This is a genomic window from Parabacteroides sp. KHUB-03 (genome assembly GCF_056640975.1).
Genome location: NZ_CM153257.1, coordinates 1,572,848 through 1,594,716, shown reverse-complemented (window position 1 = coordinate 1,594,716; position 21,869 = coordinate 1,572,848). Strand labels below are relative to the sequence as shown.

Genomic DNA, 21,869 nt, shown 5'->3' with positions numbered 1-21,869 from the left:
TTTTCACCTCAATAAATTAAGCAAATACTGCCCATACTGATTCTTAACCATAGGTCGAGCAATTTCAGTCAATTTTTTTGCACCGATCCATCCGGCCCGATAAGCGATTTCTTCCAAACAAGCAACTTTCAACCCTTGTCTCTTTTCTATTACCTCTACAAAAGTAGATGCTTCCGAAAGAGAATCATGCGTCCCTGTATCCAGCCAGGCAAACCCGCGTCCCAACAATTTGACTTTCAATTCTCCATCTTTCAGAAATTCCTGGTTAACCGTTGTTATTTCCAATTCACCCCTTGCCGAAGGTCTTATCCGGCTTGCCACCTGAAGAACCTTATTCGGATAGAAATAAAGGCCGACTACAGCATAATTTGATTTCGGCTCTTCCGGTTTTTCTTCAATACTCAAAACATTTCCTTCCGAATCAAACTCGGCTACTCCATAACGCTCCGGGTCATTTACATAATACCCAAAAACGGTAGCTTTCTTCTCTTTTTCAGCATTGGAAACAGCTTCTTTCAGCATAGAAGTAAAACTCTGTCCGTAAAAAATATTATCACCCAACACTAAACATGCCGAATCATTTCCCACAAAATCGGCTCCTATGATAAACGCTTGGGCCAATCCGTCCGGAGAAGGTTGTTCTGCATATTCAAAATGAACGCCATAATCCGAACCGTCACCCAATAAACGGCGAAAACCAGGCAAATCCTGAGGTGTCGAAATAATCAGGATTTCACGTATGCCGGCCAACATAAGAACCGACACCGGATAATATATCATTGGTTTATCATATATAGGCAAAAGCTGCTTGGAAACACCTTTCGTAATCGGATATAATCGTGTACCCGAGCCACCTGCTAAAACGATACCTTTCATGCGTGTACAATCTGTTAAATTTAGGGCAAATATATGTAAAATATTCTACAAGAGAGGAGTTTCGGAACTTTTCTTTGGGACGGTTTGTTACATGAGAAAATTAAAATTAAAAAACAGATTCAATATGAAGACTTTTATCGATCAAATTAATTATGCCGTAAAAAACTGGTGGATGTCATTGTTAATAGGCATTTTGTATATCATCATTGCTATTTATTTAATGTTTGCTCCTTTGGCTAGTTATATTGTTTTAAGTATACTGTTCAGTATATCGATGTTTGTCAGTGGGATGTTTGAAATTGCATTTGCAATCAGTAATAAAAACAATATTTCCAGTTGGGGATGGTACCTTACCGGCGGTATCGTCGATTTGATTCTGGGTATTCTTCTTATGGCTAATCCGGGCTTAAGCATGAGTGTCTTACCATTCATTTTAGCTTTCTGGTTAATGTTCAGAGGATTTTCAGCAACCGGTTATTCTCTTGATTTAAAAAGATATGGTACACGTAATTGGGGCTGGTATATGGCTTTTGGCATATTGGCTATCATTTGTTCTATCGGTATAATATGGCAACCGGGAGCCGGGGCATTTACTCTTGTCTACCTAATAGCCTATGCTTTACTTATCATTGGAATATTCAGGGTAATGTTAGGCTTCGAATTGAAAAGTCTGCATAAAAGAAATAAAGAGGTACAAAGCGAAGAATAACCCTCAAACTATTTTAATCATAAATCATTGTCTCACTATGCGAATCAGTAGTCAAGTAGAAATAGCATTTTATTCTCAACCACTTAACTTCTAACGAATGAAATGAATAATAGCTTCTTTAACTATTAACTCGCATAATCCTCAGATTCTGTTATTAACAAAAGAAAGTATTTTTTGTTCTAAAACACCTATTCAGCAAAAAAATCATCCCGATGAAATTAAAAAATCATCGGGATGGTTTTGAAAAAAGATCGGGATGGTTTTAGAAAATGCCAGCCTGAAAAAATTTCTATTAAATTCCTGTATTTTTTTATAGGGTTTTTATATCCTGAGCGATCCTATTAGTACAAAGAGGTTCTAATATTCACTTTAAATTAATACGGATATGAAAACGTTGTGTAAACAAATAGTAGAATGTATTATTATTCTCCTGATACTTTCAGGTACATCTTCGCTAAATGCACAAGATAACAATGGAGAATATATTACCATCAGTGGTGTTGTGAAAGATAAAAGCACAAAGAAACGACTGGAATATGTCAATGTAACTATTCCGGGCAGTAATATCGGGACAGTTACCAACGGTGACGGGGAATTTCTGGTCAAAGTTAATAATTTTGTCGTATCCAAAAATGTGGAAATTTCCCACATCGGATACAACAACTACATTATTCCTGTAAAAAACCAGAGCATTTCCGATGTTACGGTATGGCTGTCGCCTAATGCAAATGTATTGCGGGAAGTGATCATCCATGCACAAGACCCCCGTTCCTTAGTAGAAGCCGCTATTAGCAAAATTTCATCTAATTACAGTCCTAAAAGTAATCTATTTACCGGTTTTTACCGGGAAACTGCCCAAAAAGGGCGCCGCTACATCAATATATCGGAAGCAATCATAGACATCTACAAAACATCTTATGGGGAAAGGGTTGATAAGGATCGCGTACAAATATTCAAAGGACGCAAATTATTGAGTCAGAAACAAAGCGACACTTTAGTGGTCAAGTTACTTGGTGGCCCTAATCTATCAGTATATGCCGATGTTGCAAAAAATCCGGACATTTTACTTGATCTTGAATCACTGCCCTATTATTCTTTCCGAATGGAAGAAAGCACTACAATAGATAATCGCCCTCATTATGTAATTAATTTCCAACCACAAGCCATATTGCCATACGCTTTATATTACGGCAAGCTTTATATCGATAAAGAAAACCTGGCATTCAGCCGGGCGGAATTCAACCTTAGTATGGATGACAGAAATAAGGCCACCCGCGCCATTCTAAAGAAAAAGCCGTTCGGGCTTCGTTTCAAACCGCTGGAAGTTTCTTTCCTCGTTACATACAAGCAAAGAAACAACATCAGCTATCTAAGCTATATCCGGAATGAAGTGCGGTTTAAATGCGATTGGAAACGGAAATTATTCTCTACCAATTATACTATTTTATCCGAAATGGTAGTAACCGACGGCAAAGAACAAAAAGAAGGCATTCCTTACAAAGTAGCATTCAAGTCCAACCAATCGCTATCCGACAAAGTAGAAGATTTTATGGATGAAGACTTTTGGGGAGCTTACAACATCATAGAACCAACAGAATCATTAGAATCGGCAGTTTATAAGCTGAAAAAACAACATGATTAATATCTTGCTATCTTTTTCGTATATTTGAAAAAGTTTACCACTAAAAATGCGGTTATGCTGAACGACTTACTTGTACTTGCCAAGATTAAAGAAGGAAACATTAAAGCTTTCGAAAGTATTTTCAGGCTTTACTATTCGCCCCTCTGCCTGTACGCCGCCAGCATAACCGGACAAACAGATACCGCGGAAGAGATAGTACAGGATTTATTTTATACATTTTGGAAAGAACGGGAAAAGCTCCAGCTATTCCACTCGGTCAAAAGTTATTTATATGGTGCCGTACGAAACCGTTCCTTGCAAGTGCTGGAACATCAAGAGGTAAGAAACCGGTATAAAGAAGTTCTCTTGTCGAAAGAAGAAAACAGTACGTCTTCCCCACAAGAATTGTTAGAATACAAAGAACTCCAAGATTTAATCGACCGGACACTCTATCAATTACCTGAACGCAGGCTGCAGATTTTCAGGATGCATCGTTTTGGCGGTATGAAATACACGGAAATAGCAACAGCTCTTTCCATCTCTATAAAAACAGTTGAAGCGGAAATGACAAAAGCGCTTCATGCACTTCGTAAAGAAATTGAAAGTTATACAACATGAAACAACAAACAAATAAAAATATCAGTAAAACAGATAAAGCCTGGAACCAGCTATATTCAAGGCTCCAACAAGACGGACTGCTTACGGATACTGCCGAAAAAAAACGGAATGTTATCTTTTCGGTAAGGAATACAGGATGGGCGGCAGCTATTTTACTACTTTTCATATCCGCAACCGTTGCGCTATTGACAAATCGTCCTGTCAGCCCGGAGCCTGCGTTATTTACTTTGCAAAACAAACAAGATGCAACGGTTTTAGTTAAAACACTGGAAGACGGTTCTGTTATCTATCTGGCAGACAATTCCCAGATACAATACCCGGAACATTTCGCTACCGACAAAAGAACCGTATCTTTAAAAGGTAACGCTCTTTTCAACGTAAGCGGTAATAAAGAACGTCCTTTCCTGATCGAAACCGAAGATATGCAAATAGAAGTAATAGGTACTGCTTTCAACGTAAAAAACAGCAATAATAAGTTATTTGAATTATCTGTCCAGCACGGCACGGTAAAAGTAACTTACAGGCAGAATAACGAAAGTGTGTTTGTAAATGCCGGAGAAACAGCGACCCTCCTTTCGCGCCGTTTACAAATAAGTAAAACACAAGACCTGGGACAGTTTGCCCGATATACAAAACAAATGCAATTCAAAGACGAGCGGCTGGCAGACATCCTGCAAGTTGTCAATCAGGCAAATCCGGGAATATCCATAGAGACAACCCCGTCGATGAAAGAGCATCGCCTGACTGTCCGTTTCATAAACAACTCTCCGGAAGAAATTGCCCAACTGATATGTGCAGCTTTAAATCTAAAATATACGCGTGAAAAGAATATAGTATTCATTTCCGAACCCTAATTTTACGATCATGATAAAATGGGAAGCATCATACATTATTTGCTTCTTCCTGCTATTTATATCATTACCTATGCAGGCAGACGGAAATGATATGCTTGACCGGAAAATAGTCCTTTCAAAACAAAAAGGTACAATATACCAATTACTGGAAGATGTTTCAGAACGTTCGGAATTCTTATTCATATACGATAGCAAAATTATAGATAATGAAAAGAGGATAAAATTAAAAAAGAAAGAATATACAATCAGGGAAGCTATTTATGCCATTACAAGAAACAATAAAATCCAAATGCAAATTATCGGCAATCATATTCTACTATCCCTTCCGTCAAAAACAAACACGACTACTTCCATACCCATAGTTACACCGGTAATTAAAGACAGCACTTATTTCGACATTGGAGGAGTTTTACAAGACCATTATTCCAAAGAACCTATTTCTTTCGGAACTATAAGCGTAAAAGAAAATCCTATCGGAACAATAAGCAATCAGAATGGGGAATTCAGGCTCCGGCTCCCCGACTCACTCCGGCAATCGACAATTCATTTTTCACATATAGGCTACGAACCTCAGGAAGTAAGAAGTGAAATTCTTATAGATAAATACAACACGCTGGCACTCGAACCGAAAGTTATTCCAATACAAGAGGTTGTCATCCGTTTGGTAAATCCGGTCAAATTAATCCAAGAAATGCTGGATAGAAGGAAATCTAATTATACGGATCAGCCCGTTTATTTAACAACATTCTATAGAGAAGGTGTAGAGCATAAAAAGAAACTGGCCAATCTTACGGAAGCTATATTTAAAGTGTACAAAACACCATATAATAATATACAGCATAGCGACCAGGTCAAATTATTAAAAATGCACAGGATCAGTAATGAGCAAGACCATGATTCTCTTATCGCCAAAATAAAATCGGGTATCAATGCGTGCCTCACATTGGATGTTGTTAAAAACCTGCCCGACTTTCTCACTTTAGACGAAGAAAACCTGTACACATACGCGCACACTGATATTACCGTTATTGATAACAGATTGGCAAATGTCATTTCTTTCGAACAAAAAAATAACATAAGCGGACCTTTATACAAAGGTGAAATTTATATCGATGCGGAAAACTATGCCCTGCTCCGTGTGTTTTTCGAATATAATCCCAAATACATCAAAGATGCAGCCAACATGTTTATACGAAAAAAAAGTAAAGGACTTAAAATCATACCTCAAAAAGTTTCGTATACGATAACTTATAAATCATGGAATGAAACATATTATATCAATCATGTAAAAGGCGATTTATACTTTAAAATTAAGAAAAGAAAATCACTTTTTAACACAAATAATCTTCATACATGGTTCGAAATGGTGACTTGTAAAACGGACACTTCCGACGTAAAACGTTTTGTAAAGAACGAAATACTCCCTACCCGCACCATTTTTGGGGAAACAAATTTCATATATGATGAAAACTTTTGGGGAAATTTTAATATTATCTTACCCGAAGAAAAGTTATATGAAGCCATAAGTAAAATATCGTCAAAGATAGAAGAGACAGGCTATTAACTCTAATAAATCATAAAGCGAGCCTTTTCTCAAAGGCTCGCTTTATAGGTTTTTAATAGGTATTAGTCTTTAAGGCAAAAAGATTGTTTAGGTTATCTGCATGCAAAGATGCGCCATTTAATAAAACTGAGCAAATAAAAAAAGATATTATACAACACATTTTTAAAATTATCGAAACATCTTCACTGCTAATGCAATATTTTAACATTTAGACAGGGCAAAGATAAAATAAAAAGAGATTACCTCAAACAAAGGCAATCTCTTTTCAATATCCATTTAAACCAAAATTTACTGCAAACGGCGCAGTCCTATTGCTTTATTATATTGCGCTAAAGAAGCCTTTTGCTGATACCAGGTCTGGATCAAACTGCTATAAGACTGAATCCACGATAATTGGGCAGAAAGCACATCCAAAATAGGAAGTTTACCTTCATTATAGCTAAATGTATTCAAATCCAGGTTTTCTTCGGCAATCTTGCATGCTTCTTCCGCTACAGTTATTTGCTTCGTATTCTCCTTCAAACTGGTCCAGGCATTAGCCACTTCATTTGCTATCTGATCGCGTGTATTATCCATTGCATATTCCTTGCTGCGAAGAAGTGCCTTTTGAGAGTTTACCTCTTTAAAACGTGCTCCCCAATGAAACAATGGAATCTTCAATGAGGCAAACACTGCCGGAGTCCAAAGTAAGTCGGAACCTTTCACATTCAACATAGGTGTTCCCCAGCTACCTTGGAATCCTATTGCCAGTGTCGGATTATATTTAGCCTTCGACAAATTAATCTGACGTTTTTGATACTCAATATCCAATTGGGTAATTGTATATTCCGGACGGTTACGCAAAGCAACATCCTCGCCCACCTGCAAAGGCAGCATCTGATACATTGTAATGGAATCCGTCACTATTATCGGAGCCATAGGAGAAACCCCCATTAAAGAATTCATATTCTGCAACGCAATCTGATAATCCTTGTATGCCGAACTCTTATTAAGCTCCGCTTCCTTCAGCCGCGACTCTACCTGCAATAAATCCGTTTTACTGATCTGGCCGTCATTAAAACGGATAGTCAGCACATTTGCCAATTCCTGAACTATATCCACATATTGGCACATAACCTCATACATTCCTTTGCGGGCAGCTGCCGACCAATAATTCAGGTCGGCTGTATAGATTATATTATCCGTAGTTAATTCTTCCGCCTGTGATGCAATCTCGCCCTGTACCTGTGCAGCTTTATAGTTATTATAAATCTGCCCGCCTGCATAGATAGGCTGGTTTACGGTTGCACCCAGACTATAGGTATTATGATCCATTTCTATTCCGGGTATTCCGTCTCCCATTCCCAGTTCATATTTATTGATACGATACTGGTAGTTACCGGAAAAATCCACTGCCGGAAAAAATGCCGTCTTAGCAGCTTTTACAGCATGCTGCATAGCTATTCTTTCTTCCGCACTTTGCTTTATCTGACGGCTGTATTCAAGAACACGCTGTTTATACTCTTCTATCGAAAACCGGCCATCCTGTGCTTTTACAGACAAAGCTCCCAATAGTAAACAAGCTATTATTATTTTATTTCTCATATTACTTATTCAGATTTAATCTTAAAGAATATACAATAGGTAACTGGAAGTACGAATATTGTCAGGACAGTAGATATAAATAAACCGCCCATGATCGTAGCAGCCATACCGGCAAACATAGCATCACCCAACAAAGGCAACATACCAAGAATTGTAGTTCCCGAAGCCATCGTTACCGGAACAATACGCGTTTTTGTAGCTTCAATAACAGCATTTACCGGAGCCAGTCCGCTATTCATCTGCAAGCCTATTTCATCAACCAATACGATAGCATTCTTTATATTCATACCTATCAGTCCCAGCAAACCTAACATGGCAAAGAAGTCCAAAGATTTACCAAATACCAATAAACCTAATACAACCCCGATAAAGATCAACGGCAACATACACATAATCAGAATCGGTTTACGATAAAATTTCGGGAACAAGAATAACAATGTTATATAAATCAATCCGAACATTAAAGGTATATTTGCAGCAATTGCACTATTACCTTTATCTTGTTCTGACTGTTCTCCGAAATATTGCAATTTATACCCTTCCGGCACCTGGACTTTTTGCTGTATTTCCGTCCACAAATTATTAAATGCAGCCATTGTATTAGCTCCACGTTTAGGTTCGCACTGCATCATCATATAACGCTGACGGTTATAACGCTTCACTACGCTATATTCATAATCCAACGAAAAATCATCAATAACCTGCTCGACCTTAACGGAGCGGCCTTTTGCACTATAAACCGGCAAAGTCTTTATATCATTCAGGTTCATCGAATCGCGGTCGGCATCTTTCATTAAGATAGGCATAAATACATCGCCTTCGCGATATTCGCCCAACGGGACTCCATTCGTTGCCGAGCGAAGTGAATAAGCCACCTGCTGGCGAGTGATACCCAGTCTTAAACCTTTTTCCTGGGAATACAGCGGCTTCCATACCGGCACCTTGTTTCCCCAGCTATTTCGGACTTCCATTACCATATCATTCGAACGGGCAATATCCTGGGCACGCCCGGTTAATGCAACCAATGTATCTATATTATCACCAATGAAGCCAATTTCAATTGCTGCATCCGGAACCGGAGACAATGCAAATAGTGCCGAACGAGTCAAAATCTCAGGATAATTGGCAACCATATAATCATAAAACTTGCCCTCTTCCCCTTTTGCATCTTTAGCATCTTTGGTTTCAATCAACACATTTGCAAAATTAGGTTTCGGTCCTACCGACGAACTAGCCAAATAATAACGAACCGGAGAACCGCCCATTGTAAATGAATAAGACTTAATATTCTCATTCGTCTTCAAATAATTTTCAATATTCTTTACATTCCGTTCCACATCCTCAATACCATATCCTTCAGGGAAAATCAAATCTGCACGGAAGTAAGGCTTATTCATGATCGGGAAGAAACTCTGCGGCATAATACCCATAATAAACAGAGAGAGGAACAAGGTTGCAATAACAGATACCAATGTCACATATCTGCGTTTGATCAAACGAGCCAGCACCTTCTCAAATTTATGATACAACTTGGTATCGTAGGGATCTTTAGCTTCGCCCGGCTTAGCCTCTTTCAATATAAAGTTACCAAATGTAGTTGTCTGCGTTAATGCCAATATCCAGCTTAATCCCAAAGATACGGCTAATACAATAAACAAAGGTTTTACAATTTCGGCAACGGCAGCCGGAGCCAGATACATCGGCAAAAACGAACAAACTGCAATAAATGTTGCACCAAGTAAAGCCCATTGAGGTTTGGTTGCTCCATCTATCAAAGCCTGATAACGCGACAATCCACGCTTAATACCCACCTGGGCATTATCTGTCACCACGATGGCATTATCCACAAGCATACCCATTGCAATAATAAATGCAGCCAATGACGTACGGTTCAGCCCGACACCCCAGATAAGCATGATCAGCAATGTACCTCCCACAGAGAATAATAACGAGCTCCCCACCAACATACCGGCACGGGAACCCATCACCAGGAAGATAATAACAATTACAATCAACAACGATTCGATCAGGTTCAGAATAAAACCATTATTCGCTTCATCCGCAATCTTGTTTTCCGGATAAATCGTTTTCAGTTCCATGCCGATAGGGAAAAGCTGCTCCATCTCTTTCAGGTGATCTGATACGGCATTTCCTACAGCAACAACATCATCCTTTGCCCCTGTAGCCACACCTATACCGATTGCACGCTTACCATCTACACGCATTAAGTTAGAAGGCGGATCCATATAGCCGCGTTCTATAATAGCAATGTCTCCTAAACGAACCTCACTCCCGCTCTTCGTTACAATCAACTGATCGCGGATATCTTCAATACTTTTGTAAGTTCCTTCGGCATTTACACGTAGCTGATATGTCCCGGTGCCTAATTCCCCAGTATTTACAAGTAAATTCTGCGTTTGCAATACCTGTTGTATAGAATTGGGATCTATACCCAAGTTGGCCAGCTTAGGAACCGATATACGAATATTTACAACCTGTGTTTGTTCGCCATACAAATAAACTTTCTGAACACCGGGTATGGGGGTCAACTCGGTTTTTATCTTCTGCGCCCAGTCACGCATATCCTTATAAGTAAAACCTTCATCCGCAGAAAGGGCATAATAAATACCGAAAACATCCCCAAAGTCATCGCTCACATTAATAGCAGACGTTCCGGTAGGAAGTTGCGGCTGAATATTAGCTACCTTACGACGTAACTCATCCCACTTAACCGGCATATAATTCGGATCCAGTGTGGGTTGAAGTTCTATCGAGATTTTAGACATACCGAAATATGATTCCGATTTAATCTGATATACGTCAGCCATTGACTGTATCTCACGTTCAATAGGCTCTGTCACCAACTTTTCAACCTCTAAAGGGGTTGCGCCCGGATATTGCGTAACCAAGACGGCCTGCTTAATCACAAAGGGCGAATCTTCCTTCTTTGGCAATTTAAAAAAAGAGTATACACCTCCTATCAGCAGAACTGCCAAAAAGAAATATATAATCTTCTTATTTTCTAAAGAATATTTTGGTATATTCATTGTTTATCTGCTTAATCTGTTAATACTTTTACCTGTTGACCGTCAACTAATCGGGTGGCACCGGCTGTTACAATCTTCTCGCCAGCCTGCAAACCTTCCGTAACAACGACACGGTCTTTTCCCAGCAGTTCTTCTTCCTTAATCTGACGGCGTTCAACTTTTTGACTCTGGCTATTGTAAACAAATACATACATATTATTATTTCCTTCGCCTGCCACAATTGAGGAAATCGGAATCATGACTGCTCCCTCATTAAAACTTCCTGTTTCCACATGCAGGATCACGCGGCAAGAAAAGCCAACAGCGACCTTATATTTATCCAAATTAAACTCAGGATCATCTATATACAAAAAAACAGGAACGCCGGAACCATCGGGCGACGCTTCCACATATTCCTTCACTTTTGCCTTAAACCGAATGCCCTTGTAATTGTCAAACTCCACATAAAGGCTGTATGGGTTGGAAAAATAATTAATGCTCGATTCAGGCATTGTGTACTGTATCTGAAGTTTGTTCGGGTTAATCAAACAAACAATGCCTTGTCCAGCCTGCACTTTCTGATAGTTTTCAACATATTTTTTCTGAATAAAGCCATCAAACGGAGCACGCAATTTTGTTTGAGTCAACTGATTCTGTGCATATTCAAATGCTGCTTTCGCATTAGAATATGCAGCTTCGGTCGATTCATACTCCTGCTTAGAAATGGCTTGCTTGGACAACAGTTTCTCGGCACGCTGCAACTGAGCTTCCGCCGTTTGATATGATGCTTTCTTGGCTTCAAACTCCCATTTGAAATCCTGAGGATCTATTTCGGCCACCACTTGTCCTGTACGAATCTTCTGACCTTCTTCTACATTCAATGAGATGAGCGGTCCCGACATCTTAAATGCCAGGTCACTAAACTGATCAGGAGATACCACTCCACTGAATGACTTTTCCACCCTATTCAGAGAAACCACTTCCGCCAATTTTACAGGGCGAGGACCTTGCTCTTTCACAGGAGGTTGGCTACAAGATGATATCAGTGCTGCCAATGCTAAAACGGGGATTAATTTTCCACTCATTGTAAATCGCTTTTTATTATTTATTTTAATCTGTTTCTATAAAATACAACACAATGTATTGTGCTATTGTTTCGGCTAAAAAAACCATACATTCCAATTGATCCCAGCTTCCATCCTGCTCTCGTGATCGTCAGGAAAAGATGGAAAAAAGTCAATACCGGTTACCTTTTCTACACTATCAATCGGGATAGCGACCGACTCTAATGAAATATCCCTATAATCTCTATTTTCAAATAAAAATGCAATACCTTCGGGTTTATTGTTTACAATAGTACAAATTACCTTATAAAATAACGCAGGAACAGCTACCTTATTTTTCCCCATCCGTTTCAAATCGTCAGAAATTACAGGTCCGGTCACTATCAACAGCATTCTGTTATCCATTGCCCATAACCGACATTGCTCTTCAAGATCTTTCCAGATGCCTCTGTTCAGCCCTGGTTTCTGAGGACAGATATTACTAAAATAAAAAGATTCCCGCATTGCTTTTGCCGACCATTTCATATCGCCTGCCGGTGCCAAATGTCCTCTATCGTAGCCGGTTCGGGTATAATCTTCATTTGTAGCCGAGGCTCCTTTCACCATCGGATCGGGAACAAATTTATTAGAACGATTCGTTTTTTTGCTCTTTGCCTCTGCAGCAGTCAGCTCATAAGCTACCCAGTTGGCAATCCTGTAATCCGAATTATAAGAAACAGTATATCCTTCGTGCTTGACAACCTGTTCTTTCTGCTTAACCTGTAAACGGGGAATTTCGGCATTAACCGGAAGTTTAAATGATTTTGAGGAAGTTCCGGACGGTACAGCCTTTGTAATCTTCTTCTCAGGTATTTCCGGAATTTCTTGCCGATTTTCAGAAACCGGAACCGTCTTCTTTACCGGAAATAAATAATTATATACAAACAACGACGCAATTGCACATGCAACTACCACACTTATCCAAATAAACGAACGCTTCACCACAGATATAAACAGAGAAGCATGGTTTTGTTTTTTTGTTTTTTTTCGCGTCTGTGTTTTTTTTCTAGCTTTTGCCATTCACCTATTGCCACGTTGATGATCGGGCACAAAAGTAGACAAAATCTATATGTTGCACAACAGACAAAGCCGAATGTATTGGTTTATATTATGATAAAACGCGTCATTATTATGACAACAAGACAGCTTTGTTAAGGGGGTGAATTATAAATCATAGGAAAAAACGTTCGTTTATGCTATCGTAAAGTTTACTTATTTAGTTTATGTACGCCGGGGTAAAGTATTTCTGTCTTTTTACCGGGTAATAATAATTCAGCTACAGTACCTTCGGGAACTTTGATTCTAAACGCCTGTGTACGACCATTCTTCCGTATCTTTACCTCTATATTCCCATAATGCGTAGGAATCACCGCTTCTGCTTCGTGCAAAGAACCCAACTGAGGAGCGATCTTAAAGGTCTTGAATCCTGGAGATGTAGGTTCCACACCACAAACCTGCTGGCTCAATATTGTCAACGGCCCCCCGCTCCATGCATGGTTAATAGTTCCTCCGCCGAAACCATCTGCTCCTATTCCCCAACCTTCAAATAAGGTTGAATAAGGATATTCGAGCATTTTTTTATAACGTTGTTTCATCCGCAAAATAGCAAAATCGGGTTGATTCATTCTGAATAATGCTTCGAGAACATACTTCTCCATATAAGGACTTGCATTGTATTGTTCTTTAAATATCTTCAAAAGCGGTTTATATTTTTCGGGAGAAGCAAGCCCTGAAACAACAGCCATTGCCTGCGCACGATCATCTGTTGCTCCACGATAACCGGGAGCCCTATATTCTGTTCCTGTCCAGAATTTAGTATTAAAACATTTCTCGATCGTATTCATCATACGACAGATTTCTTTTGCATCCGATATTTTTCCCAACTGCACAGCAAAGGCATGCTCTGCTTTCAATGCCAAATAGTACCAACAGTTTGTAAGTACACCCATATCAACATTTTCGCCCCAGTCGCCCCAACTCCATCCACCATTACGTTCAATAGGAAGTCCACTGTCATCCGTCTTCCAAACTTCGTGCAAATAACGATGCAGGCCATCGTATATGGCAGAAACAAAAGAGCTGTCTCCACTATAATAATATTGGGTATAGAAACCATACCATCCAACCGAAGCCAACATTTGTAAAGGAAGTTCTTTTGCCCAATTTCCGGCAGGGACAGGAGAATAAAGCGTTCCGTCTGCACGCTGCCAATTTATTAACTCATAGATTCCTTTCAATGCCAGTTTCTGACCTTCGGGAGAAAGTGCGTAAAAAGCTTCTCCAAGTTCATTCACTTCATCGCCCCACCACTGAGCACGTTCACGGTCAGGACAGTCCATATAATTGTCGCGCATTGTTATGTACAATGTACGGGCACTACGCTTCCAAAGCTCATTCAGGAAAGGATCGTCACAACGAAATGCACCGTCCAGACCGGCATTATAACCTGTCTCACGATATTTGACATCCAACACCTTCACACCTTCGGGAATGATATAAAGAACCTCATGCCCGTTCATCCAGCCTAAACTTTCATATTCTTGCAGTCCGTTAGTTGTAATATACTCGGCACGAACATTCAATTCGCTACCTCCTCCATAATTATCGGTTAAAATATGAATTGTTTTTCCTTCGCCTGCCTCTACTTTCAGGTATGGCGTGACTTGCGCATTGTAAGGCAAACTACAGAAAAGAGTATCGCCTGCTTTAGAATACCTGACTTTAGGATAAGCTATCAACCCGCTATTCTTCCATTGAGGAATAGGACGTTCCACAAGTGTTCCGAATGTTTCTGTAGCAGCAACAACAAGTTGTGCACCCGGAAAAGAACCTTCAAAATCCGGTTTATACCAATCTGCTATCATCCGGCGGGCATCAAAACGGATATTGCTTTCCGCCAAACGATGATTGGGATAAGGTGCTCCGGTATTCTGATAAGCATCATAAAGTGTGCACTGCCAGCTTTCATCAGACAACAAAGTAACGTCTTCGCCTATGGCTTCAAACAGCAACCCTGCCTTTCCGCTGTTTACATGTGCAAAACCATCTTTTCCAAAATGCCAGACAAGTACGGCTATTGTATTCTCGTTCTCCCAAAGGTATGGTGCAATATCCACCACATCATAATAGGTACTATGCGGAGACCGACCACGTTTCAATCCGCCTTCAAAGACAACCATTTTTCCATTAATCCAAAGCCAATATTTAGTATCTGCGGCAATTTTAGCCAGAAGTTTATCCGGTACATGATGAATTGTGCATGTTTTACGATAAGCAAGCCATGTATTTGATGCACTCTGGCATCTTTCCGTTGTAATCCATTGAGCTTGCCCTTGTCCGGCTAGTTCCTGCCCAATTAAAAGCAGGAACACAAAACAGGTTAAAAGGAAAATAGATTTCTTCATATGTAATATATTATTATCAGAAAGTAAGTGTATGTGTTCCACTACCCAATGATTGGGTTTTACCGTCTACAATCACGTCGGCAGTACAACCGGCCGGTATAGTTACATCAAGTATCACATGATTGCCATCACGCTTCCATTCGCTCATGATACGTCCACGCACCGAATGATAATCTCCCCTGACCCAATCCAGTTCCTTCACAAAATGAGGAGTGATCAGTATATGCCCGAATCCCGGAGAAGACGGGTCATAATTAATACCGGCTAATGTATTCATCATCCAGGCAGAGACATCACCCATAAAAACGTGGTTGAGAGAAGCATCTGCAAATTTATCATTCATTTTCCAAGTTTCGGGTAAAGTAGTATATCCCATTGTTTCCACCCAATAGCCCCAGGATGGAGCTTCGGTTTTTAATATCATCTTCATTGCATCCTCAATATATCCATACTTTGTAAGCATGGCAGGGACAGTTTTACTACCAAGCAGCCCGAAATCAAGAAAACAATCATTTGCAACAATCTTGTCACGTAAAGTTTTCGCCACCAATTCCTCTTTACCTTCGGGAACAAGCCCCAGATATAATGCCACACCTTGAGCAGCTTGTGTACCTCCGGCATATTCGCCCGTTTCGGCATTGAAGAATTTTTTGTTGATGATTGCCTTTAACTCCCCGGCTTTCTGCTGATAAGGAGTTGCATCCTTCTTCAACAAACCTGCAAAACGCGCCATAAGTACATTATCCAAATAATAATATGCCGTAGAAGTATATTCCGTATTAGTAGAGGTTTTCCAGAATACCCAATCACCAATTCCATTCGCCAGTGTACCTTCCGGTGTTTCCTTCGTTTTAAGATATTCCAGATAACGTTCCATGGTTGGATACAGCTGCTCTATGCTATGCTGTGTACCATAATAATTATAAAGGGCATTCGGAATAATAAACATAGCCGCATCCCAAACCGGGCCCGGCCAATCACCATATCCCCAGGTTGCAGTAGGAATAATACCGGAAATATCGCCAATACTGTCGCGTTGGTTATCAATAAAGTCATTCATCCACTTTTCGTAGAATGTAATGCCATCGAAACCTAACAGACCAAGATCAACAGCGACATGTGCATCAGCCGTCCAGCCATTCTTTTCGCGTTGCGGGCAATCTGTGGGAATACTGTGTAAATTATTCACATAAGCCTGCATTGTAGCATCCCATATTTTAGTCAACATCGGATTACTGCATTCAAAACGCCCTACCGGTTTTACGTCCGTATGCACACTTAATGCAGTAAGACTCTGATTAGTAAGGACAACTGGTTTATCACTTTCCACTTCCACATACTGGAATCCATGATAAGTAAAAGCAGGTATAAATACCTCTTCCGTACCATCGCCCCGCAGTGTATATACGTCGGTCTGAAACATTTCGTAAGGTTTAACCGGATGGTAATAAATATTAATATTTCCCTGTTCCAGACGACCATCTTTTTTCAGCAGTTCACCATGTTTCAAAGTAATACGCGTACCACGTTCTCCTTTAACTTTGAGACGGCAGAAGCCTGCAATATTCTTCGGAAAAGAATAAACGTAAAGTTTATTGCCAAATGCTTTCATATCTGCCGGAGCATATTCTTGCGTAATACGGATAGGCGGCATTTGCTGAGCGACAACCTTAGAAGCCGGAGAGGCCGTAACTGTAACAGGCTTCCATTGGCTATCATCAAAACCTGTATTGTTCCAACCTTTTTCTTCCAATGTCGCATCATACATATCGCCACTATAAAGATCATTATAAATATACGGGCCAACGGCCGTACGCCAGCTTTCATCAGTCACAATACTGTCTGTGGAACCATCGTCATAGACTAAGCGAAGTTCGCAATACATACGGGGACGATCTCGCCAACGTGCTTTTTCGAAATCCCATACAGCAACAGACTGTACATTATACCAGCCATTACCTAACACGGCAGCTATTGCATTATCCCCTTCCTTCACCATACCGGTTACATCATGGGTAACATACAGAATACGTTTATCAAAATGTGTATATCCCGGATCAAGATAATGACCTCCTACCCTTTCTCCATTGATAAACATTTCGTTATATCCGGCAGAAGCCACATAAAGACGTGCATCCCGTACAGTCTTGCCTACAGTAAAAGTTTTACGGAACATAGGTGCAGGTTCAAAATCTTTATTATTGCCATCTGTTATCCATTTTGAAGAAAAGACAGGAAAAGAAAAATAGCCGGTTTCGAATGATGCCACTTCAGAAGTACGGCATTCGCGTCCATCGGCATCCCAAACCGTAACAGTCCAATAATAATGCGTAGCCGGTTGAAGCGACAGTTTACTTATTTCAGACATACGGTTTTCCGGTTTACTATTCTGCCAGTTCAACACTTTTTTGTTTTGTTTCATATCAGGGGAAGTAGAAACGGTGACTTCCGTATGTGTAGGTACAAAACTGTCATCAGTACTCTGATATTCCCATGTAAAGCGTGGTGAGGCAGTATCAATTCCAATCGGATCCGTCAGATATTCGGTACGCAAATTAACCGGAACAGTTCCTTCGTTCTTCCGGTCACAGCCCGTTATTATAAGTAAGGAAACGAGTAGCGAGACTAAAATAAGTTGTCTTTTCATGTATTAATATGTTTATGATTATTCTTTGATAATTACAATTTCCTCCGGTGCATCAATTGAACTTTTTACTTTTCCGTTTGCATCACGTTCATGGCGTATTTTTATTACTCCATGAGGTGTGGGAAAGGTTCCTTCCACCCATTGCAAATCACCCAATTCGGGTATAATGCGTACAACCCGGCAACCAGGTTCCACTACATGAACACCAAGTATAAATTCACTAAGCCATGCTGTCGGACCTGAAGCCCAGCCATGACAAAAACTATGTCTATACCCCTGATAACAAAATTTACCGTAATCACGATGAATGTCCTTCTTTCCTACAGGAACAAGGCTATCGATACGTGCCGCATCAGGCAACCAGTCCATATCAAAATCCTCCCAAAAGGTAGTAGCCCCCAAATCGAGCATGGCGCCCCAATAGGTACGGATAATATCTAAAGCACCTTTATAATTTCCGGCCAGTGCCATTGCACGAAGCATGTAATAACCATAAAAGGTTGAGAAGCCTTTAGCACCACCGACAGATATATACATATCATTTACTTTTCCGGGAACCATCAAGCCTGATATAGCCATAAGAGCCGCGGCTTGTTTAGTTCCGGCCGGATTCAAATACTGACCGGCTTTACGTGATAGTTGAGCCGCAGACTTACATCGAGCAGCAAGTGCTTCTTCATCCAGAATTGAACACAATTCCACTCCCGCATCAAAAGCTTGCACCATAAGTGATTGTAATCCTGCATGAACAGCTTCAGCATTCTCGCTGGACGGCCAGTCCAGAAAACGAAAACCATCCAATTGCTCTACACCCTTTTCATTTATTTTAGTAAGAAGTAGTTCTAACAACCCGGTAAGATATTTCTGCTGAGCTTTCAGATAATTGAAATCTCCCTGGTACTTATACCAGTCACGTTGAATAAGAAGCCACCAAAGAGAATAAGAACTGATTCCGTTCATCCATTGAGGTAATGGTGTAATATCACGAATCAGATCAAGGCTTTTAGGAACTACTTCGTTATAACCAAACACACTGCTCACCGTCATAACTTCAGGATGCAGATCACCAACCCACACAAGACGGTCGCGCTTAATGCCATCCCAAAGATATTCCTGCATATTAAGATGTACCGTATATGCTCCGGTCTTCCATATTTCATTCAGTCGTTCGTCGTTACAACTAAAAGAGCCCTTATATTCCAAATCACGATATATGGAGATAGCGCGGATTTCTTTCAAGTGCAGTTCCGCAGATTTATCAAGTAAATCAATACGGGCAAACCGGAAACCGGAGTTACCAGCTTCTGCCACCCCGAGCCAGGGCAGCTGAAGTGTGAAATCACGCATTGCATGATCATTAGATGCTCCATTATGACCATCAATATCACACATAGCCTCGCTGGCAGATTCGCCAAAGCGAACACGGACAGCTACAGGCTGATGTGACGGCGACATTCCTGTCACAAACTGGATTCCACCTTGAATCTCTCTACCGAAATCCAATAACACAGATGCCTGTTCCTTTTCCGTACTCTTTAGTATACAAAGATCACCGATTGCTAACTCAGATTGTCCGTTTCCCTGTTGTAACAAATTATTTATTCCTGGAATATCACAAGACTGCCACAGTATCTTTACAGGAGGAAGATACTCGCGTATACGGCTGTCACGCTGCTGAGCCCAACCGACAACAACACAAAACAAAGAAACCAGAGTAAAGTAATATTTCATGGTACGGTACACTATTCTTTTTACTCAATATAATTACAAATTGAATGCACCTACAAGATCATCGACCTGCTTGTCTGTCATTCCCTCAGGTTCATATCCGGCCATACGGGCGCTGAAATAGATTTGAGCTGCTTTACTAAGCGTATCAATAGCATCAAAACATTCTATTATATCTTCTCCTACAGCCAAAATTCCATGTTTCTCCCAAAAGACAACATCATGCTTCTCCAATTGCTTTATAGTTGCATGAGCTAACTCCAATGTGCCGGGAATCTCATATGGAACAATACCCACCCCCTTAGGCACAATAATACGGCATTCCGGTATCATACTCCACAGCGTACGCGTAATCACACCCGAATCTGTAAATGGTTTGCAATGTGTCATTCCGATAAGATCTGTCGGATGCGTATGAAGGACTACCCGGCTATCACGTCCCGACTTTCTGAGAAAATTATGCATCATCAAATGAGATGGTAATTCGGAAGTAGGTGATATAGGCTGTTCCGCTATTATTTCATATGCTTTTCCGTCAGCAGAAATACGTATTATAGCCCCATTAGCAAAAGGATCCTGAGCTATATAACGCATACGTTTTCCGGTTCCGGTCACGTAAAAAACATGTCCACACAATCCGGTCATAGACTCCGCCAGAGGAGTTAAAGAAGAGATAGAAGGCAATTGTCTTTCATCATCGCCCATCAACGAAGTAACATTTACAGAAATGTTCCCTCCGTTACGTTCGGCCCAACCTTTAGCCCATAAATAGCCGGCAACTTCTGCAATACGATCTATTTCCGCCATCAGCGGTTTATTACTTCTAAGTTCATCCATATCTGTTTCTTTATTCATTTTGGTAGTTTTTGCTATCGTTTTCCGGTTACTTCTTTCTCATAACGCTCAACCTCATTTATATATGACTCTCCTACCGGTACATCATTCTGCAAACAGAACATATCCCAGACGGCTCCCCAAGGTAAACTTTTGGCCTCTTCCTGCAAAGCCAGCCGTTCAAAATATTTACTTTCATCTTCATATTGGCAAAGTAAGCGGATAGGATCCAGTAAAGCCTGCATAAATGCTTTTTGCGTTGCCCGGCTACCGATGACATAAGCCCCGATACGATTAATCGTAGCATCAAAATAATCCAAGCCGATATGTACCCGATCCAGAGCATTACAACGAATAATCTCACGAGCCAAATCTAAAAGATCATCGGTCAAAGTCACTACATGATCACTATCCCAGCGAACCGGACGACTCACGTGCAACATTATCTCCGGCGTAAAAAGAAGTAAAGATGATACTTTGTCTGCAATACTTTCTGTTAAATGGAAATGACCTGTATCCAGTGTAACGATCTTATTTTTTTTCACCCCATAACCTAAATAGAAATCGTATGAACCCACTGTATAATTCTCCAAGCCGATACCAAACAGCTTGGCTTCTATACAATCTTTCATATTTTTATAATCAGCAGAATATATATCATCCAACGACTGTTCCAAAATGCGACGATATCTCAAACGATTAGCCGGCACTTCTTTACTTCCGTCATGAATCCACAAATTCATCATACAAGGATCATTCTGATATTTTCCCATCTCTTCACTGATCAGGCGACAACGTTTCGTATGTTCAATCCAGAAATTACGTATTTCATCATTCGGATTTGCCAACGTCAAATCCCCGCTTTTCGGATGAGAAAAAGAGGTACTGTTGAAATCCAATTTAAAGTCATTCACTTTCGCCCACTGCATCCAACTTTCAAAATGTTTCGGTTCTACGGCATCACGATCAACTTTTTTCCCCTGAAAATCGCCATATATCTCGTGTAAATTCAATCGATGCCGTCCCGGAATATATGACTTAGCTTTCAATATATCAGCGCGTAATTGATCTATTGTACGTGCACGTCCGGGATAATTGCCGGTTACCTGAATACCTCCGGATAAAGAATTACCCTGATTCTCAAAACCGGATACATCATCAGCCTGCCAACAATGCAGAGATAAAGAAATCTTCTGCATATCATTTAAAGCTTTATGCACGTCCACTCCTACCGCAGCATATCGTTCGACTGCCACTTCAAATGCCTGATGAATCAAACTTTCTTTTATCATGGTACTATT

The 21,869-nt window shown here is 40.3% G+C and carries 15 protein-coding genes; 5 read left to right on the top strand and 10 right to left on the bottom strand.

Annotated features, from left to right (window positions below; translation table 11 throughout):
• Window positions 1–3 precede the first annotated feature (3 nt).
• On the bottom strand, window positions 4–876 hold the full coding sequence (gene rfbA, locus ACYIB7_RS06845) for a glucose-1-phosphate thymidylyltransferase RfbA (protein WP_103983079.1): 873 nt from the start codon (window positions 874–876) through the stop codon (window positions 4–6).
• Between the two features lie 124 nt (window positions 877–1,000).
• On the opposite strand from rfbA, the gene ACYIB7_RS06840 reads away from it, so the two are divergent.
• The 5 genes from ACYIB7_RS06840 (at window position 1,001) to ACYIB7_RS06820 (ending at window position 6,242) form a co-directional block, all read left to right on the top strand.
• The gene (locus ACYIB7_RS06840; protein ID WP_099464010.1) at window positions 1,001–1,585 is read left to right on the top strand and encodes an HdeD family acid-resistance protein; all 585 of its coding nucleotides are present in this window, start codon (window positions 1,001–1,003) and stop codon (window positions 1,583–1,585) included.
• Between the two features lie 385 nt (window positions 1,586–1,970).
• Complete coding sequence (locus ACYIB7_RS06835) at window positions 1,971–3,227, top strand: carboxypeptidase-like regulatory domain-containing protein (RefSeq protein ID WP_103983078.1); 1,257 nt, start codon at window positions 1,971–1,973, stop codon at window positions 3,225–3,227.
• A gap of 54 nt (window positions 3,228–3,281) precedes the next feature.
• Window positions 3,282–3,824, top strand: a complete 543-nt coding sequence (locus tag ACYIB7_RS06830) for an RNA polymerase sigma-70 factor (RefSeq protein WP_103983077.1) — start codon at window positions 3,282–3,284, stop codon at window positions 3,822–3,824.
• Window positions 3,821–4,678 carry a FecR family protein gene (locus ACYIB7_RS06825; protein WP_480338376.1) on the top strand — a complete coding sequence of 286 codons (858 nt, stop codon included), beginning with the start codon at window positions 3,821–3,823 and terminating at the stop codon, window positions 4,676–4,678. The genes ACYIB7_RS06830 and ACYIB7_RS06825 overlap by 4 nt, the downstream gene beginning before the upstream one ends.
• 10 nt (window positions 4,679–4,688) lie before the next feature.
• Window positions 4,689–6,242, top strand: coding sequence for an STN and carboxypeptidase regulatory-like domain-containing protein (locus ACYIB7_RS06820; RefSeq protein ID WP_480338375.1), 1,554 nt, complete (start codon window positions 4,689–4,691; stop codon window positions 6,240–6,242).
• Between the two features lie 288 nt (window positions 6,243–6,530).
• On the opposite strand, the gene ACYIB7_RS06815 is transcribed toward ACYIB7_RS06820, so the two are convergent.
• The 9 genes from ACYIB7_RS06815 to ACYIB7_RS06775 form a co-directional block, all read right to left on the bottom strand.
• The gene (locus ACYIB7_RS06815; protein WP_103983074.1) at window positions 6,531–7,826 is read right to left on the bottom strand and encodes a TolC family protein; all 1,296 of its coding nucleotides are present in this window, start codon (window positions 7,824–7,826) and stop codon (window positions 6,531–6,533) included.
• 5 nt (window positions 7,827–7,831) lie between these two features.
• Window positions 7,832–10,873: an efflux RND transporter permease subunit gene (locus tag ACYIB7_RS06810; protein ID WP_103983073.1), complete on the bottom strand. Its 3,042-nt coding sequence runs from the start codon at window positions 10,871–10,873 to the stop codon at window positions 7,832–7,834.
• A gap of 11 nt (window positions 10,874–10,884) precedes the next feature.
• Window positions 10,885–11,937 (bottom strand): efflux RND transporter periplasmic adaptor subunit, encoded by a 1,053-nt coding sequence (locus ACYIB7_RS06805; protein ID WP_103983072.1) that lies wholly within the window; start codon window positions 11,935–11,937, stop codon window positions 10,885–10,887.
• 75 nt (window positions 11,938–12,012) lie between these two features.
• The gene (locus tag ACYIB7_RS06800) at window positions 12,013–12,975 is read right to left on the bottom strand and encodes a DNA/RNA non-specific endonuclease (RefSeq protein ID WP_103983071.1); all 963 of its coding nucleotides are present in this window, start codon (window positions 12,973–12,975) and stop codon (window positions 12,013–12,015) included.
• A gap of 188 nt (window positions 12,976–13,163) precedes the next feature.
• Entirely contained in the window at window positions 13,164–15,359 is a 2,196-nt protein-coding gene (locus ACYIB7_RS06795) for an alpha-L-rhamnosidase-related protein (RefSeq protein ID WP_103983070.1), read from the bottom strand.
• 16 nt (window positions 15,360–15,375) lie between these two features.
• The gene (locus ACYIB7_RS06790) at window positions 15,376–18,006 is read right to left on the bottom strand and encodes a family 78 glycoside hydrolase catalytic domain (RefSeq protein ID WP_480338374.1); all 2,631 of its coding nucleotides are present in this window, start codon (window positions 18,004–18,006) and stop codon (window positions 15,376–15,378) included.
• Window positions 18,007–18,024: 18 nt separating this feature from the next.
• Window positions 18,025–19,737, bottom strand: a complete 1,713-nt coding sequence (locus tag ACYIB7_RS06785) for an alpha-L-rhamnosidase-related protein (RefSeq protein WP_103983068.1) — start codon at window positions 19,735–19,737, stop codon at window positions 18,025–18,027.
• A gap of 33 nt (window positions 19,738–19,770) precedes the next feature.
• Window positions 19,771–20,571, bottom strand: a complete 801-nt coding sequence (gene rhaD, locus ACYIB7_RS06780; RefSeq protein WP_103983205.1) for a rhamnulose-1-phosphate aldolase — start codon at window positions 20,569–20,571, stop codon at window positions 19,771–19,773.
• Window positions 20,572–20,603: 32 nt separating this feature from the next.
• The gene (locus ACYIB7_RS06775; protein WP_480338373.1) at window positions 20,604–21,860 is read right to left on the bottom strand and encodes an L-rhamnose isomerase; all 1,257 of its coding nucleotides are present in this window, start codon (window positions 21,858–21,860) and stop codon (window positions 20,604–20,606) included.
• Window positions 21,861–21,869: the final 9 nt, after the last annotated feature.